The organism is Paenibacillus sp. R-74696 (assembly GCF_055814915.1).
On the sequence record NZ_JBPULM010000046.1, the window covers coordinates 440,579 to 455,366 of the forward strand.

Genomic DNA, 14,788 nt, shown 5'->3' on the forward strand with positions numbered 1-14,788 from the left:
TTCCGAAAAAAATGACCGCTATATGACGCTTGGTCTTCCTCAGGCGCGAGTCATATCCCACATTTATGGGATGGTGCATTCTCCTCCACCCTCTATAATTGAGAATGATTCTTAACGAAACCACACAAACACTTAAGGAGTTGGACAAACAAATGGGTACATTTCGTCACCAGATCAGCAGACTGCTAATGGCAGGCACACTTGCTGTATCCATGATTATTGCCGGCTGCTCCAGCAGCGAGCAGGAGCCACAGGCTTCAAGCCCCGCTTCGAATGCGACGGCAGCAGCAGAGACAACGACCGAAGCTGCGGCACAGCAGCAGGCCACTGAAGCACCTGCACAGGAAACGCAAGCTGTCACTTTGCTAACGCCAAAAGCGCCTTCGCTCATTCCAGCACTTCTTGCGGCGGACAAGCCTGCCGATACCATTGCGCTTAAAATCGAAACTTGGGATACGATTGAGCAATTGCTTGCCCGTATCCAAAACGGCGATGCCGCCTTTATTGCAGCACCGCTTAATGTGGGCAGCAATCTTTATGCCAAAGGCTTGCCGGTGCAGCTCATTCAAGTTAATACATGGGGCTCTATGTACCTCATATCGACGGATACGGAAAAACAAACGCTCGCCGATCTCACAGGCGAAACCGTATATATTCCCGGCCAAGGCGGCCCTCCTGACACCCTGACGAAATATTTGATAAAAGAAGCCGCACTTGCTTCGGACATCGAGCTCGCCTATTCGACAATTCCGGATATGATGCAGCAGCTTGCTGCGGGAACGATCAAGCATGCTGTGCTGCCGGAGCCAGTTCTTAGCGGACTGCGCATAAAGCTGGCAGGCAAGCTGTCCGAAGTGGTCGATTATGATGCAGCATGGCAAAAAGCATTTGGCGAAAGCTTGCCGCAAACCGGCATATTCGTCAACAGCGAATGGGCCAAAACCAATAAAGAGGCGATTGCCGCATTCCAAAGCCAGTATAAAACAGCGCTGGAGGAAGCCATTCAGCCAGGAGCGGATCTAACGGCAGCCGCCGAAGCCTTCGGCATGCCGGAAGCTGTGCTGACGCAGGCCATGGGCAAAATCATGCTCGCTTTCAAAACCGCCGCAGAGGCAAGGCAAGAAACCGATCGCTACTTTGATATATTGCTGAAAATGGCGCCAGAGTCGGTCGGGGGCAAGCTGCCGGATGATGGCTTCTACTACGCGCCGTAATCGCTTGCGTCCAATAAGCACTGCGCTGCTTCTGCTGCTGGCTTGGGCGGGAGCGGCGCGTTTATATCCGCCGGTCATTTTGCCCGGTCCCGTCGAAACGCTGCAAGCATTAGCAGCACTCATTGCCGAAGGTCAGCTATGGGAGCCGCTTAAGCGTACCATCGCCCGTTTTGCCACCGGCTTCGCTCTCGCCTTCCTGCTTGGAGCCGGTATAGGTGCAGCCGCCGGCTGGCGGGAAAGCGTACATGCGTTTATTCGTCCCGCCATATCACTGCTTCAGGCGGTGCCACCGGTGTCTTGGATGCTGCTGGCCATCATGTGGCTTGGCACGAACGGTGGTGCGCAGGTGCTCATTGTAACGATTGCGCTTATGCCTGTTTTCTTTTTCAATACGGTAGAAGGGGTTAGACAAGCGCCCCATGAGCTGCTGGAAATGGCCGCCGTGTACCAAGTAAGCACTGGCAAACGGATTACTGGGATTTACATGCCCGCATTAAAGCCCTTCTGGTCAGCAGCTATTATGGTCAATCTCGGTATGGGCTGGAAAACGGTGGTCATGGCGGAGCTTATTAGCGGACATATGGGGGTTGGCGCGTCGATGAATACGGCGCGGATTTACTTGGAAATGCCGGACGTTATGGCATGGACGCTCGTCATTGCCCTGCTCGGCCTATCGATGGAGCAGCTCGCACGAAAGCTGCTCCATCGCAAAGGGCCAGCAGCTGCCGATTAACATGATCTTGAAGGAGAATCGCTGATGCAGTTCGACAACATCAAGCTGAGCTTTGGCGGCAAAACGTTATTCCATGATTTTTCCTTGCAATTGGGCGAGGGAAAAATCACCTGCCTAATGGGCGCCTCCGGCATTGGCAAAACATCGCTTCTTCGCTGTGCAGCAGGCTTAGAGAAGCCCGAGCAAGGCCGGGTGATTCGCAACAGCAATTTCACTAGCAATTTCACTAGCAATTGCACTAGCACTAATTTCAGCAACAACATCAGTAAAGGCAATAGCAGCATCAAGCAGCGCATCAGCTGCGTTTTCCAAGAGCCACGCTTGCTGCCCGGCAAAACCGTGCTGGATAATGTACTGTGGGTGCTGGGCCAAAGCAGCTCCAGGTCTGCAAAAAACAGCAGCGCTCGCGATAGGGTCATTGAGCTGCTCCGCGAAGCAGGACTTGCCTCTGCCATCCATCACTACCCCCACCAGCTCAGCGGCGGCATGCGGCAGCGCGTTTCGCTCGTGCGGGCATTCGCCGCAAGCCCTGAATGGCTGCTGATGGATGAGCCGTTTCAAAGTCTTGATCCGGCCACACGGCTAAACATGCATCAGCTGCTGCTTAATCTATGGGAGAAGGACAAGCCTACCGTACTCCTCGTCACCCATGACTGCGATGAAGCATTAAGGCTTGGTTCGAGAATTGTTCTGCTTGCAGGCTCCCCCGCCTCCATAGCTTTGGACATTCATGAAGCGCAGCAACGGATTAAAGTCAGCGACGAATACCAAATGAGCATCATGCACCCAGCGGAGACCAGCCTTGGGTCCGCTTTTAACGAAGCAGATCAAAAGCGGCTAAAACAGCTCATTGGCATGGAAACTTAAATTTAAGCCTAAACCTAAGAAGCCAGCAGGGCTTGGGAAGCTTTTCCCGGCTCTGCTGGCTTCTTTTTCTTCAATCATAAGCGAACTACGTTATTCCTCCGTCATCTCTAGGAACAGCTTTACATCGGCAGTCGTCAAAGCGACCGCTTCCCGCCAGAAATCCGGCTCCTCCAAGTTGACGCCCAAATGCTTCTGTGCCAAATCCTCAACCGTCATGCGGCCGGTATCTTGCAGCAGCGCCACATAGCGGTCAGCAAAAGCTGCTCCTTCCTTCACTGCCCGTGCATAAATGCCCGCGCTGAACAAGTAGCCGAACGTATATGGGAAGTTGTAGAAAGGCACATCCGTAAAGTAGAAATGCAGCTTCGATGCCCAGAACAACGGATGCACCTGTCCGAATGCGCCGCAGAATGCTTCATGCTGCGCTTCCTCCATCAGCTTGTTCAGCTCTTCCACGGTCAGCATGCCTTCGGCACGACGCTCATAGAAACGCGTCTCGAATAAAAACCGCGCATGAATATCCATGAAAAAGGACACTGCGCTGCTCAATTTTTCTTCCAGCAGAGCGATTTTCTCATCTTTGTCCGTAGCAGCCTTGAGCGCGGAATCCGATACGATCAGCTCTGCGAACGTCGAGGCTGTTTCTGCCACATTCATCGCATATTCCTGCGAATAGGCTGGCAAATCATTCATGACATGCTGATGGTAAGCATGTCCAAGCTCATGCGCGAGTGTCGACACATTCGATGCCGTACCCGAATACGTCATAAAAATCCTTGTCTCTTTGCTTTTCGGCAAAGAAGTACAGAAGCCTCCAGGACGTTTGCCCGGACGATCCTCAACCTCGATCCATTTATCTACAAATGCTTTTTCCGAAAAAGCGGCCAGCTCCGGACTGAACTTCGCAAACTGCTCTAAAATTTGCGCCGCGCCCTCGTCATAGCTGACAACCTTCTCCGCCGTACCGATGGACGCATACATGTCATGCCAATCCATCTGCTCGACACCAAGCAGCTTCGCTTTGCGCTGCATATATTTGACCAGCTCCGGCTTGCCCTCATTGATCGCCGACCACATGGCCCCGATCGTCTTCTCGCTCATCCGGTTCATTTGCAGCGGCTCCTTGAGCGCCGAATCCCAGCCCCGCTTGCCATACAATTTCAGGCGGAAGCCCGATATTCGGTTCAAGGCGTCTGCGCACAGATCAGCCTGTTCGCCCCATTCCCGTTCCCACTCGGCAAAAGCCGCCTGCCGCACCGTACGGTCGCTAGCTGACAGCTTATTAAACATCTGTCCTGCCGAAAGCTCGCGCTTCTCGCCATCTGCATCGACATCATTAAATTTCGCTCGCGATACGACGAGATTGTACAAATCTCCCCAGCCATGATAGCCGTCCACCGCCATATCTTCGATTAAAGACTCCAGCTCCGGAGACAGCTTCTCCTTCGCCTGCTCGCGGCGCTCCGTCAAGCTGAATGCAATCTCAGACGCTGGCCCTTCGCTGATCCACGCTGCCCAGCTGGCATCGTCCACACTCCGCAGCACATTATCGTAGCGCGTCAGCGCGCCCTGAAAAGCCGCATTCAATGTTTTAATGCGATCATTCAGAGCAGTTGCCGCCTTGTCCTTCATATTTTGCGCGGTCAAGCAAGCTACGAATGAATCCGACTGGCGCATCCGCAGCAAAACCGACTGTACAAGCTCCGTTGCCTTGTTTAAATATGTAGCTCCCTCCTGCGGTGCTGCCAGCAGCTCCTCCAGCTCCGACAGCTCCTGCTGCACCGCAGCCAGCTCTGCTGCAAAAGCCTCCGAGCCCGCTCCTCCTGCATAAATAGAGTCCAAATTCCATGTTAATGAATAATGACCAACTGACATTAGTCTATCTCCTCTCCTTGCCTTGCCCAATCATCAGCCTATTAATAGGTGTGAAACTTATAATTGCTTCTATTTCACTAAAAACCGCCCGCAAGATTCGCTTTTCATTTGCGCATTCTCCGGAGGCGGTGTATAACTTAATTATATACAGATTGGAGGATTTCTACCATGTCCCAGCCTTTACAAATTTCAGCGGATACCGCAATCAAGCTGTCCAAGCAGCTCGGCATACCGATTGAACACTTAATGCATATGCCAAAACACATTTTGCTGCAAAAGCTCGGGGAGCTCGCCAAAGCCGAAGTACAGGCGAGCGCAGCCGCTGCGAACCCTTCTGAAGATGAAGCTTCAGGAGACAAGCCTGTATGATTCCGTTTGAGAACACCTGGCCCTACGACATCATCATGAATGATATCTATGTACATGCTTGTCCATTTTGCCAGGCCAGCAATGTGTTACTCCCGATTCGTCCCAAGGAAATTCCGCTCATTCAGCAAGGCAAAAAAAAGCTGCTGGTCTTTCCCTGCTGCCACAACCGAGTAACGATCATCGATGTAGATGGCGACTATTTGCTGGCAACTGAGCGCTTGCGCAAGCTAGGCAGCTAACCAGGCAGCGCGAACAAGCCCTCCAAGCCTTTTATGAAAAATTGAGCGCCTGTCCCTTGTCTGAAGCCTCCTGCTCCCGTTCAACTAAATCAGGCTAGCAGGCAATTGCCCGCTGGCCTCACAGCAAAAACAAGAAGCTTCCGCACCCGCTGCTTACAGCGGAAATGCGAAAGCTTCTTTATTTGTACCAGACTGCTTCATGCCTGATTCGTATTAAGCAGATGTCAGTTCGCCATGCGGCTCTTGCTCCAGCATTCTGCTCGTTTCCTGCTCCTCGCGAATGAGCTGCCATTGCTCGCGGCTTGCCCGTATCATCGCGGCATCCATAATGCGCTTGTCATTCACGATGCGCGAGAACCAGCGCACAGCCTCAGCACGTTCGCCGATGCGTCTGTTCAGCTCGCCAATCAAATACATCAGCTTAGCGCCATTAAGCTCCGCGCCTTCCCCTTCAAAAACTCTCAAATAGGCTTGCAGCGCAAATCTCAGAAACCGCTGCTCTTCGGCGTGGTTGCCTTCATAGCGGTACAACCATGCAATGTGATGCAAAATGCCAGCGATAACACGTTGGGACTCGCTCACCGATTGGGCCGACAACAGCGCCAGCTTGTACGTAGCCATAGCCTGTTGAAGTGTGCGCTCGCCGCTAAACTCACGTGCAGCCCAGCGCGATCCAATATTTTCATAATAGCTCATCTTCTGTTTATCGCTCAGCCGTTCCGTTCCATTCTCCGTCGACGCATAGCCGCATGTTGGGCATACGCGAACGACATAATAATCGGGATTTATATCCGCTTTATAATATCCGCAGAAGTCTGTGTCTGACTTCACCGCTTTCTTAAAACTAGGACGCACGCGCGAGGTTATAAAGCTTGTCTCACAGCAAATGCATTGTACTTTCGTTTCGTATAGCGGTTCCATACAGACCACATCTCCTATTCCGGTGTGTTTACAAAATGATGGGCAGGTCCTGATAGTCTTTCAATTACAAACTGTCTTAGCTCGTCCTCAATGCCTACTTCCTGTAGCGCTCTGTTCATGCAATCGAGCCAAGCCTCAGCACGCTGTGGCGTAATCTCGAAAGGCATATGCCGAGCACGCATCATCGGATGGCCGAAAGCATCGGAAAACAGCGTTGGCCCTCCAAAAAACTGGGTGAGAAACATGTGCTGCTTCTCCATAACCGGATTAATATCTTCCGGAAACAGCGGACCAAGAAGGGGATGAGCCTGTACCTTCGGGTAAAATGCTTCCACAATAAGTCTTAAAGACCTATCTCCTCCAAGTGCTTCATAGAGGCTTATATTCCTATTCATCGTCATTTTCAGCTCCAATTAGTAGGTATTTAGTATTATATCACAGAAAAATTTGGCTGTCTCAACAATTTTGCCTCGTATCACCTTCCTTCCGGCCCCTTTGTCCCGGTTCGTTCTGGGCCATAAGCCTATTATAATATAATTAAGCTCGCTTTTAATTTGTATTCCCCATCTAAAAGCGGCGAATTCGTGATTAATCAGACGTTATTTGAACAGCTTGCTTGCTCATTTTTACGAGCTTCACTACAAGGTCAATGAGGCAGGCAGCACAAAAAAAGACGGCACAGCGCTTAACAAGCAGCTGTACCGCCTTAATTTTCAAGCTTACAAGCCTTATTCTGCGTATCTGCTTTTAAAAAATCGGACTAGCCTTGCGGCTTCGCTGCATACCACTCAGAAAACTGCTTCTGGTATTCAGCTATATATTTGTCAAAGCCTGCGGCTTTAAGCTTCTCCAGCGCCTTCGGGAAATGCGCATCGTAATCCAGGAAACCACTGGCTATAGGCGCCAGCAGCTCCGAGAAAACGCCATTGATTTTGGTTTCTTCATTTTTCACCGGCGTATTGTCGAAGTTGAAGCCTGCACCCTTGGAAATAATTGCATCATCATCCCAAGCTTTATACTGGGCAATAAAATCATCTGGAACGGTATTGTCGAAGCGCATAAAGTTTTTGTTCATCAGCAGCCAGTCCGGAATAAGCGAATCGGTCGTATTGCGCGTCAGTCTGCCGTTCTCATCAAGCGTGTAGTCCTTATCCTTGATCCCATAAGCGAACAAATCGTATAGCTCCTGATTTTTCTGAAGCAAATTGAAGAACATGACATAACGCTCGGGATCAGCCGCATTAGCCGATACGAACCATGCAGTGCTATACGTGCCACGGCTAATCTTTGGCAGATCCTTGCTTAGAAAATAGTTGGCTAGCTTCGCTGTCGGAACAGCCTGCGTAATCGAGGCAGCGCCTTCAAACGGACGCGCTGCCGTTCCAGCCCAGAACATCGCCTTGCCGGAGTTCCAATCGGATTGCAATTGGGGCAAATTTGTCGCCGCATATTTAGGAATAATGCCTTTTTGGTACCAGCCCCTCATTATTGCCGCATACGCTTTGAACTCCTCGCTTTCAAACCAGCTGATGACCTTGTCATCCTTGGCCGATTCATCAATCGCGAGCATATCATTTTGCCAGAACAAATTTTTGTCCGTGTACTCGTACATCAGCATTTTGCGGGCATCCGTGCTTGCATAGCCAATCAGCTCAGGATGCTTCGCGTGGACCTTATCATAAAACTCCTCAAGCTCAGCCAAGGATGAAATAGCACTCATTCCAACCTCCTCTAGCAAATCTTGACGCGCCAGCACGCTGTAAAACTCACCGGAGTTAGGCTTATTGCCTACCGGAACCGCATACTGCTTGCCATCAAGCTGGAAGGCGGTAAAGGAATTGTCGTCAATTGATTTTTTCATATCGCCAGCCGAATTTTCAATAAATGGCGTCAGGTCGGTATACAGCCCTTTTGCCACTGACTTGACCATGTAATTCGTATCCGTGTAGGTGGCAAAATCCTCGCCGGTGGACAGCATCAGATCGGTTTTTCCGCCACCGTATTCCGTCCAGGGCAGAAACTGAAATTCAATTTCGGCGTTGATTTCTTTTTTGATCAGATCCTTGAATTCGGCTTTGGACAGCTCCTTCATGCGGCTGGATTCATCGCCATAAAGGACGATTTTCAGCTTGGCCGGCTTAAGTGCGCTGCTAGCGCTTTCATTATTCGAGCCATTAGCTGGCGTTGCAGCTTCCTTCCCATTATTGCTTCCCGTGCCGCAAGCGGAGACAAGCAGCAGCGCTGCCAAGAGCAGAGCTGACCATACGCGTTTTTTTACCATGTGTGAACCCTCCTGTAATGTTTTTATGTTTGTATATTGTTCAATGGCAGCATGGACGCTGATCTAAAACGAAGGAATTCGTCCATCATACCATGTACAACCGCAAAAAGTCGTATCAGCCCTTGACGGAGCCGACGATAATTCCCCTTACGAAATAACGCTGGAGAAACGGGTACAAAATCGCGATTGGCAGCACGGTCAGACAGGTCATCGCCATCTTCGCCGTCTCTAGAGGGGGAGCGATTATAGCGCCGCCAATCTGCGCACTGTTTCCAGAAGCCAAATATTGAATGTTGGCCATCATGTTGTACATCATGTATTGAATCGTATACAGCCTCTCCTCCGAAACGAGCAGCAGCGGCAAGTAGAAATCATTCCAGAACTGCAGCGCATAGAACAGCGAGATCGTAACGAGACCCACCTGTCCAAGCGGCAGCATAATGCGGAAAAAGATATGAATATGGCCCGCACCGTCGATTTGGGCAGATTCGATAATTTCATGGGGAATGCTTTTGAAATAGTTGGCTTGCAAATACATGAGAAATACGTTGAGCAAATAGGGAACGAACAGACCGGCAAGCGTATTGTCCAGATGATAATATTTTGTCGCTAAAATATACCAAGGCAGCGTGCCGCCACTGAACAGCATCGTAAAATAAGCCATAAAGGCGAAAAAGTTGCGGTATCGGAAGCCCTTCACCGTAATAACGTAGGCGTAGGCTGTCGTAACGAGCACAGCGGACGCTGTGCCGAGCACCGTAACGATCGCCGAGGTCAAATAAGCTTGCAAAATTTGCTCCGCCTTTGAGCCAAACATAAAAGCATACGTATCCAGACTAAAGCCCCGTGGGAGGAAGGAATATCCTTCCGCTGCGAGCCTCGACTCTGTCGAGAATGAGCCTGAGACGGCCATTACAAACGGAATCAGGCAAATAAGGGCGAATAGGCTGATGCAGGCATAAAAAACGATAATAAGCATTCTGTTTTCTTGATTAGCCATAGCACATGTCTCCTAAAATAGTTTGCTTTCCTTGTCATACCAGCCTGCCAGCTTGTTTGCGATCAGCACGAGCAGAAACCCGAAGACGGACTGATACAGCGTAATAGCTGAAGCGAAGCCAAATTCACCGGAGCGGATAGCTGTACGATATACATACACGTCGATAATGTCGGTAGTCGGAAGCAGCAGCGGATTCAGGAAGGTGACGCCCATAATCATGCTGAGATCGCCCTTGAGCATTCCCCCGATTCCAAGCAAAGTAAGCAGGATGATCGACGGGATAAGCAGGGGCAGCGTAATGCGTGTAATCAGTTGTATCCGCGAGGCGCCATCGATGCGGGCAGCCTCATAATAAGAAGGATCGATGCCTTGCAGCACCGCATAATAAATGATGGCGCCATAGCCTGCGCTTTTCCAAATATTCGCAAGCACAAGGACAACTACGAACAGCCAAGGATTGGAGTACCAGTCAACGGGCTGCATGCCCACTGCCTCGAGCAGTTTATTCATGACACCTTTGTCAAAGTCGAGGAAGGAAAACAATATCGCCCCAATGACGATCCAGGAAATAAAATAAGGAAAAAACATGACGCTTTGCGTAATCTTAATAAATAGCTTGCCTCTCAGCTCATTTAGTACGATAGCAATGGCAACTGAGAAAAACGTTCCTGTAAGCATGTACAGCACGTTCAGCATTACGGTATTGCGGGTAGCGCGGATCGCATTGTCCATGCTCGAGAAGAAAAATTCAAAGTTTTCGAAGCCTGCCCAAGGGCTGCCGAATATGCCGCCGTTGTAATTGTAGTTTTTAAATACGAGTATGAGCCCGCTCATAGGCAGGTAGGCGAATAGCACAAGTACAATTACGCCAGGCAGCGCAAGCAGAAACAGCGAGCTGTCATTGCGCAGCGACTTGAACCGTCGCCTCCCGCCAGCTGCTTTGCCGGCCTGTAAAGCTTCGTCTGACATGATGATTCACTCCTTGTGGATTTAGTTTCGGGCTGTGGGTCCAATATAGCTCCGAGCAAAATGAAAGCGCAATCATAAATAAATGAAAACGCTTAAATAGCGTGAAAGTAGCGAGCTTAAAAAAAGTGAAATCGTTTAAAAAATCAAAAAAGCCCCTAGAAATGGGGCTTTGCAGCGCGGATCACAAGGCTTATATAGTAAAAGGGGGTTGTCCAATAAGTCCCCAAAATAAAAAGTTGGGCGGAAACATGTCATGTTTTCCGTCCAACTTTTTTGTTCTATCGCTTTGCACTTGCATAGGTGCCATTCGATATGCAGCTCTCGCCTCGCAACTTTAAAGAGCTTGCAATATACTTCTAATTACTTGTTTGGCCTGCTCCCGGGCACGCGCCGGATCGTCTGATTCGGCAATGCCGATCCCCGCTTCCGTTACCGCGCCAAACAGCATATAGGCGGGCATGTCCAAAGGCTGCCTCTTCATAAGTCCCGCTTCCATTAATTGCTCCAGCAGCAAAGTCGACAAGCCAACCACGCTTTGCCGCTCCTTCTCCCGCCATTCCGTCCAGCCCAGCACAACCGGTGCGTCCCTCAATACGATTTGCCGGTACTCCTTGTCAAGGCATCCCTCCAAATACGTATCGATGGCGGTCAACGCTTTTTCCCACGGGTCGCTCTTTTGTGCAATGGTCGTTGCGATTTGCTGCACCATACGATTTAGAAGCCGATCCACCACCTGGGCAAACAAATCTTTTTTATCCTTGAAATAGTAGTAGACTGCTCCTTTCGTCAGTTGTTCCCGTCTTACAACTTCATCAATTGAAGTTCCCGCATAGCCGTATTCGGCAAATTGCAATTGCGCCTGCTGCAGCAATGCTTCCTTCGTCCATTCGGCATCTTGTTTTTTTCGTCGTTTTTCGCTCATAACTGTATTATAACTGCTGACCCGCCTATTTGGAAAAGCTTTAGCCTATAACATACTCTTGGTATGTTATACATACCGAGAGTATGTTATACTTTCTGCACAACCAAATGGGGAGTCTGATGCGATTGAAAACAGTAACTATTGAGGCAGGCACCATTCGCTACCGGGATGAGGGCTGCGGCAGAACCATCGTTTTTTTGCACGGAGCTTTGAGCAACGGACATACATGGCGGAAAGTTGTTCCTCTCTTGTCGAGCGAATTCCGCTGCATTGTACCCGACCTTCCGCTTGGCGGTCATGCCATTCCGCTTGCCCACAAGGCGGATCTTTCGCCGCACGGCGTTGCGCTCATTCTAGAACAGTTAATCGAAGCCTTGAAGCTTGACAACATCGTTCTTGTCGGCAATGACACGGGAGGCGCTTACGGGCAAGTTTTTGCATCGCTTTATCCGGATCGTGTTTCTCATCTTGTTCTGTGCAACACCGATGCATTTGAGGTTTTCCCTCCCAAGGCGTTTGCCTCGCTGAAAGCCGGTGTCCGCATTCCCGGCTTTACGTGGGTCATGGCCCAATTATTCCGTTGCAAAGCTTTGCTTACAACGCCTCTCGTGCTCGGTCTCCTCTCTCATCGCCTGACCAAGCATGAGGCGTCCACGCTCTATATTTCATCGTTTATTAGGCAACGCGGCATTCGGGCCGACTTCAGGAAGGTTGTAAAGGGGTGGTCTCCCCGCATCACGCTACAGGCTGCCGAGCAGCTTCGCCAATTTCGCCAACCGGTGCTTGTCCTGTGGGGAGCCGACGACGACAAGCTGTTTCCGCAGCAATTGGGGCTGCGGGTCGACGCTATTTTTCAACAGTCCACCTTCAAGCTGATACAAAACTCGCGCACATATGTCCAAGAGGATCAGCCGGAGGCCTTTGCAACTGAGCTCGCACATTGGCTAAACAACGCCTCTTCCGAACTCGTCCAATAGTTTCCATAGAACCCCTTAGATTACGCCATAATCTTCAATTTTCCTTGTGCAAAATATAATTCAGGCGCCACTTGGACGGCGTTACGCCATAGCGTTTTTTGAATAACGTTGTAAAATAGGTGCTGCTATTGTAGCCTGATTGTTCCGCAATTTGGCGGATGTCGAGTTCAAGCTCAGCAATGAGGATGCTGCGAGCATGCTCCAGTCTGACCAAATTGACGAAATCGGGAAAGCTGCTGCCCGTCGCTTCTGTAATCAGGCGGCTCAAGTAAGGCGGACTAATCGTCAGCTTCTCTGCAAGACCATTCAAGGAAAGTGTCTGGTCACCGAAATGGTTGCGGATATATGCGATGGCTTCGCTGGCCAAATTTCGGGTTTGCACCGTATTTAAATCGTTCAGCTTCCCAAATGCATCAAAACACAGCTTCTCCAGCCAGGCCCGCAGCTCAGCGTGACTGCGTATACGCCAAATCCGCTGATAATGATCGAGGAAATCCGCATGCCGCGTCATGCTCTCGGCAAGACCGGTTTCCGCTATTTTCTGAAGATCGGAAGCCAGCTTGGACAGCGCAACCGTCGCTTGCTCTACTTTGTAGCTGCATGCTACTGCAAGCAAACGCTCGACCGCTTTGGGCAGCAGTTCCCGGTCCTGGCTTCTGACCGCTTGAAGCACAAATTCAAGCGTGCTGTCAGGTACGGAGCTGCTGTTCAAATGCATGATGTCGTCTGCAAAGCTAAGAGACAGTTGCTCATGCAGCTTCATATATTGAAGGCTGCTGCTGGCTTCGTCGTACATTAGCTTCAACTGTAAGGAATCGGCAGATAGGGAGCTTATGCCAATGGAGCAAGTTCCCCCCTCCCATTCCCTGATCGAATAGCTTAGCTGCTCCCAGCGCTCACGGAATGTCCCATAATCCCCGAAGCTCCCGCTTGCCGTCTCGCTGACTATTAGAACAGCAGCCTCATGATGCGGGAAGAAGCCGCGGCAAGTGCCCGTCCCAGCAAACAGCTGCTCCGTCAGCTCTGGAAGACTGCGGATATGCTCTCTCCACTTTGTGGCGGGCAGGCTGCCGTCTCCGCTGGACATTTCAACATGCAGCACCGCCACGCAAAATGCCCCATTATCGTGTGTTTGACTCATCGGGGGCAGCGCAGAAGGCACATGCTCGCCAGCCCGATAAGGGGACGTAAGCCAGCGCAGCAGGGCGCTATCTTCATTTTCCTGCTTGAGCTCTTTGACCCGATCACCAATTTTCTCAAGCTCCCGGTTGGCTTCATCAAAGCCGCCACCACGCGGGAAAGCAAGACGGTCGTCGGATAAATTGCGTATCGTCCCAAACAATGTCCCTATCGGCTTGTACATGCGATAAGACACGAAGGCAGCAGCGGCAGACGCAGCAGCGATCAGCACAAGGCAAAGCCCGACCATTATATTGCGGGCGCTTGCGATGTCGCGGATGCTGTTTTTATAGGAGGTTTCTGAAATAAACCACAGCCCTCCATTTTGCGATTGGTGATACGTAATCAGCTTTTTGTCGCCACCTTCTGTTTTCCATACAAGCGTACCCTCCTTGCCCTCTACAGAAACAATTTGCTGCAGCAGCCTGCTGTCGAAAGCTTGATCCGATGAACTGCTTTGCATGAGCACGATGCGATCGGCATTCAGAACAGCATAGCGTGTATCTCCTTCATTGCTTTTATTAAATAGGTTTTCCTGCAGCTTCCTCAGGTTGATCGTCATCGCGATGGCACCATTGTATTCGCTGCTGCTGAAAGCGCGATCATTATAAAAAATCGTCATCATCGTTTCGCTTTGCCCATTATTCAGCGTCGCATTCCAGACAAACGGGGAATGCCTAATTTCGCTGTCACTGACCCGCTCGAACAGCTCCTGCTTCGCTGCCCCATTAAGCGGGTTGTTCTCAAACATCATGACGGGAGCCTCCGGCCCCAAAATATAAGCGTTTTCAATATAATCGTTGATCGTCAGCGTCCCGCGAATTTGGCTCAGCGCACTATATAGCTGGTCGCTCCAGCTGTTGTCACCGCTCTGCATGACGGTATAAATGTTGGGATTGTGGTAAAAGTCCATCGTGTAATTTTGCACCATGTCCATATACTTCATAAATACCGTCTCCGTGTTGAGAAGGACGGTCACATTCGCCTTATTGACATTGTCTATCGTTTTTTCTCGGAACCAGAAAAATAGAACCGTGGCCAGCACGAGCACCGAGCAAATAGAAATGAGCGCCAAGCTCATAAAAAAACGGACTTGCAGTTGCTTCTCTCCTGCCATTGCTATCGCCCCTTTATAGTTTCCACTATACACATTTCTTCAAGGAAAGTTAACTGCCCTGCCGCTTGAAACTTATGCAATTATGACAAGAAAGTATAAAAATAATAAAATTGAGCATGAAAGTT

14 protein-coding genes are annotated in these 14,788 nt (G+C 50.3%); 6 read left to right on the top strand and 8 right to left on the bottom strand.

Annotated features, from left to right (window positions below):
* Positions 1-152 precede the first annotated feature (152 nt).
* The 3 genes from ACSR9A_RS26440 to ACSR9A_RS26450 are packed head-to-tail and all read left to right on the top strand — an operon-like array spanning position 153 to position 2,814.
* Positions 153-1,214: an ABC transporter substrate-binding protein gene (locus ACSR9A_RS26440; RefSeq protein ID WP_473760920.1), complete on the top strand. Its 1,062-nt coding sequence runs from the start codon at positions 153-155 to the stop codon at positions 1,212-1,214.
* The gene (locus tag ACSR9A_RS26445; protein WP_473760921.1) at positions 1,189-1,947 is read left to right on the top strand and encodes an ABC transporter permease; all 759 of its coding nucleotides are present in this window, start codon (positions 1,189-1,191) and stop codon (positions 1,945-1,947) included. The genes ACSR9A_RS26440 and ACSR9A_RS26445 overlap by 26 nt, the downstream gene beginning before the upstream one ends.
* 24 nt (positions 1,948-1,971) lie before the next feature.
* Positions 1,972-2,814 carry an ABC transporter ATP-binding protein gene (locus ACSR9A_RS26450; protein ID WP_473760924.1) on the top strand — a complete coding sequence of 281 codons (843 nt, stop codon included), beginning with the start codon at positions 1,972-1,974 and terminating at the stop codon, positions 2,812-2,814.
* A 90-nt stretch (positions 2,815-2,904) separates the two neighbouring features.
* Here ACSR9A_RS26450 and ACSR9A_RS26455 read toward each other — a convergent pair whose 3' ends face one another.
* Positions 2,905-4,689 carry a M3 family oligoendopeptidase gene (locus tag ACSR9A_RS26455; RefSeq protein ID WP_473760927.1) on the bottom strand — a complete coding sequence of 595 codons (1,785 nt, stop codon included), beginning with the start codon at positions 4,687-4,689 and terminating at the stop codon, positions 2,905-2,907.
* Between the two features lie 168 nt (positions 4,690-4,857).
* Between ACSR9A_RS26455 and ACSR9A_RS26460 the strand changes: the two genes are divergently transcribed.
* Together ACSR9A_RS26460 and ACSR9A_RS26465 are read left to right on the top strand one after the other, a co-directional pair.
* A complete protein-coding gene (locus tag ACSR9A_RS26460) occupies positions 4,858-5,058 on the top strand; it encodes a YycC family protein (RefSeq protein WP_473760929.1) in 201 nt (66 codons plus the stop codon).
* Entirely contained in the window at positions 5,055-5,297 is a 243-nt protein-coding gene (locus ACSR9A_RS26465) for a hypothetical protein (protein WP_341279102.1), read from the top strand. The genes ACSR9A_RS26460 and ACSR9A_RS26465 overlap by 4 nt, the downstream gene beginning before the upstream one ends.
* Positions 5,298-5,510: 213 nt before the next feature.
* Here the strand turns inward: ACSR9A_RS26465 and ACSR9A_RS26470 are convergent, their stop codons facing one another.
* From ACSR9A_RS26470 to ACSR9A_RS26495, 6 genes are all read right to left on the bottom strand, one after another.
* Positions 5,511-6,218, bottom strand: a complete 708-nt coding sequence (locus ACSR9A_RS26470; protein ID WP_341279103.1) for a DUF2225 domain-containing protein — start codon at positions 6,216-6,218, stop codon at positions 5,511-5,513.
* Between the two features lie 14 nt (positions 6,219-6,232).
* Entirely contained in the window at positions 6,233-6,613 is a 381-nt protein-coding gene (locus ACSR9A_RS26475) for a globin domain-containing protein (RefSeq protein ID WP_341279104.1), read from the bottom strand.
* A 365-nt stretch (positions 6,614-6,978) separates the two neighbouring features.
* Entirely contained in the window at positions 6,979-8,499 is a 1,521-nt protein-coding gene (locus ACSR9A_RS26480) for a DUF3502 domain-containing protein (protein WP_473760932.1), read from the bottom strand.
* 115 nt (positions 8,500-8,614) lie between these two features.
* Positions 8,615-9,499, bottom strand: coding sequence for a carbohydrate ABC transporter permease (locus ACSR9A_RS26485; RefSeq protein ID WP_473760935.1), 885 nt, complete (start codon positions 9,497-9,499; stop codon positions 8,615-8,617).
* 12 nt (positions 9,500-9,511) lie between these two features.
* Complete coding sequence (locus ACSR9A_RS26490) at positions 9,512-10,468, bottom strand: ABC transporter permease (protein ID WP_473760938.1); 957 nt, start codon at positions 10,466-10,468, stop codon at positions 9,512-9,514.
* 334 nt (positions 10,469-10,802) lie between these two features.
* The gene (locus ACSR9A_RS26495) at positions 10,803-11,390 is read right to left on the bottom strand and encodes a TetR/AcrR family transcriptional regulator (protein WP_341279105.1); all 588 of its coding nucleotides are present in this window, start codon (positions 11,388-11,390) and stop codon (positions 10,803-10,805) included.
* A 125-nt stretch (positions 11,391-11,515) separates the two neighbouring features.
* On the opposite strand from ACSR9A_RS26495, the gene ACSR9A_RS26500 reads away from it, so the two are divergent.
* The gene (locus ACSR9A_RS26500) at positions 11,516-12,367 is read left to right on the top strand and encodes an alpha/beta fold hydrolase (RefSeq protein ID WP_473760940.1); all 852 of its coding nucleotides are present in this window, start codon (positions 11,516-11,518) and stop codon (positions 12,365-12,367) included.
* A gap of 34 nt (positions 12,368-12,401) precedes the next feature.
* On the opposite strand, the gene ACSR9A_RS26505 is transcribed toward ACSR9A_RS26500, so the two are convergent.
* A complete protein-coding gene (locus ACSR9A_RS26505; RefSeq protein ID WP_473760942.1) occupies positions 12,402-14,663 on the bottom strand; it encodes a helix-turn-helix domain-containing protein in 2,262 nt (753 codons plus the stop codon).
* Positions 14,664-14,788: the final 125 nt, after the last annotated feature.

Bases quoted from the DNA above. Each gene is read 5' to 3' on its own strand.
- ACSR9A_RS26440 (WP_473760920.1), top strand. From the start codon at position 153: ATGGGTACATTTCGTCACCAGATCAGCAGACTGCTAATGGCAGGCACA.
- ACSR9A_RS26460 (WP_473760929.1), top strand. From the start codon at position 4,858: ATGTCCCAGCCTTTACAAATTTCAGCGGATACCGCAATCAAGCTGTCC.
- ACSR9A_RS26480 (WP_473760932.1), bottom strand. From the start codon at position 8,499: ATGGTAAAAAAACGCGTATGGTCAGCTCTGCTCTTGGCAGCGCTGCTG.
- ACSR9A_RS26450 (WP_473760924.1), top strand. From the start codon at position 1,972: ATGCAGTTCGACAACATCAAGCTGAGCTTTGGCGGCAAAACGTTATTC.
- ACSR9A_RS26465 (WP_341279102.1), top strand. From the start codon at position 5,055: ATGATTCCGTTTGAGAACACCTGGCCCTACGACATCATCATGAATGAT.
- ACSR9A_RS26495 (WP_341279105.1), bottom strand. From the start codon at position 11,390: ATGAGCGAAAAACGACGAAAAAAACAAGATGCCGAATGGACGAAGGAA.
- ACSR9A_RS26470 (WP_341279103.1), bottom strand. From the start codon at position 6,218: ATGGAACCGCTATACGAAACGAAAGTACAATGCATTTGCTGTGAGACA.
- ACSR9A_RS26475 (WP_341279104.1), bottom strand. From the start codon at position 6,613: ATGAATAGGAATATAAGCCTCTATGAAGCACTTGGAGGAGATAGGTCT.
- ACSR9A_RS26445 (WP_473760921.1), top strand. From the start codon at position 1,189: ATGATGGCTTCTACTACGCGCCGTAATCGCTTGCGTCCAATAAGCACT.
- ACSR9A_RS26490 (WP_473760938.1), bottom strand. From the start codon at position 10,468: ATGTCAGACGAAGCTTTACAGGCCGGCAAAGCAGCTGGCGGGAGGCGA.
- ACSR9A_RS26505 (WP_473760942.1), bottom strand. From the start codon at position 14,663: ATGGCAGGAGAGAAGCAACTGCAAGTCCGTTTTTTTATGAGCTTGGCG.
- ACSR9A_RS26485 (WP_473760935.1), bottom strand. From the start codon at position 9,499: ATGGCTAATCAAGAAAACAGAATGCTTATTATCGTTTTTTATGCCTGC.
- ACSR9A_RS26455 (WP_473760927.1), bottom strand. From the start codon at position 4,689: ATGTCAGTTGGTCATTATTCATTAACATGGAATTTGGACTCTATTTAT.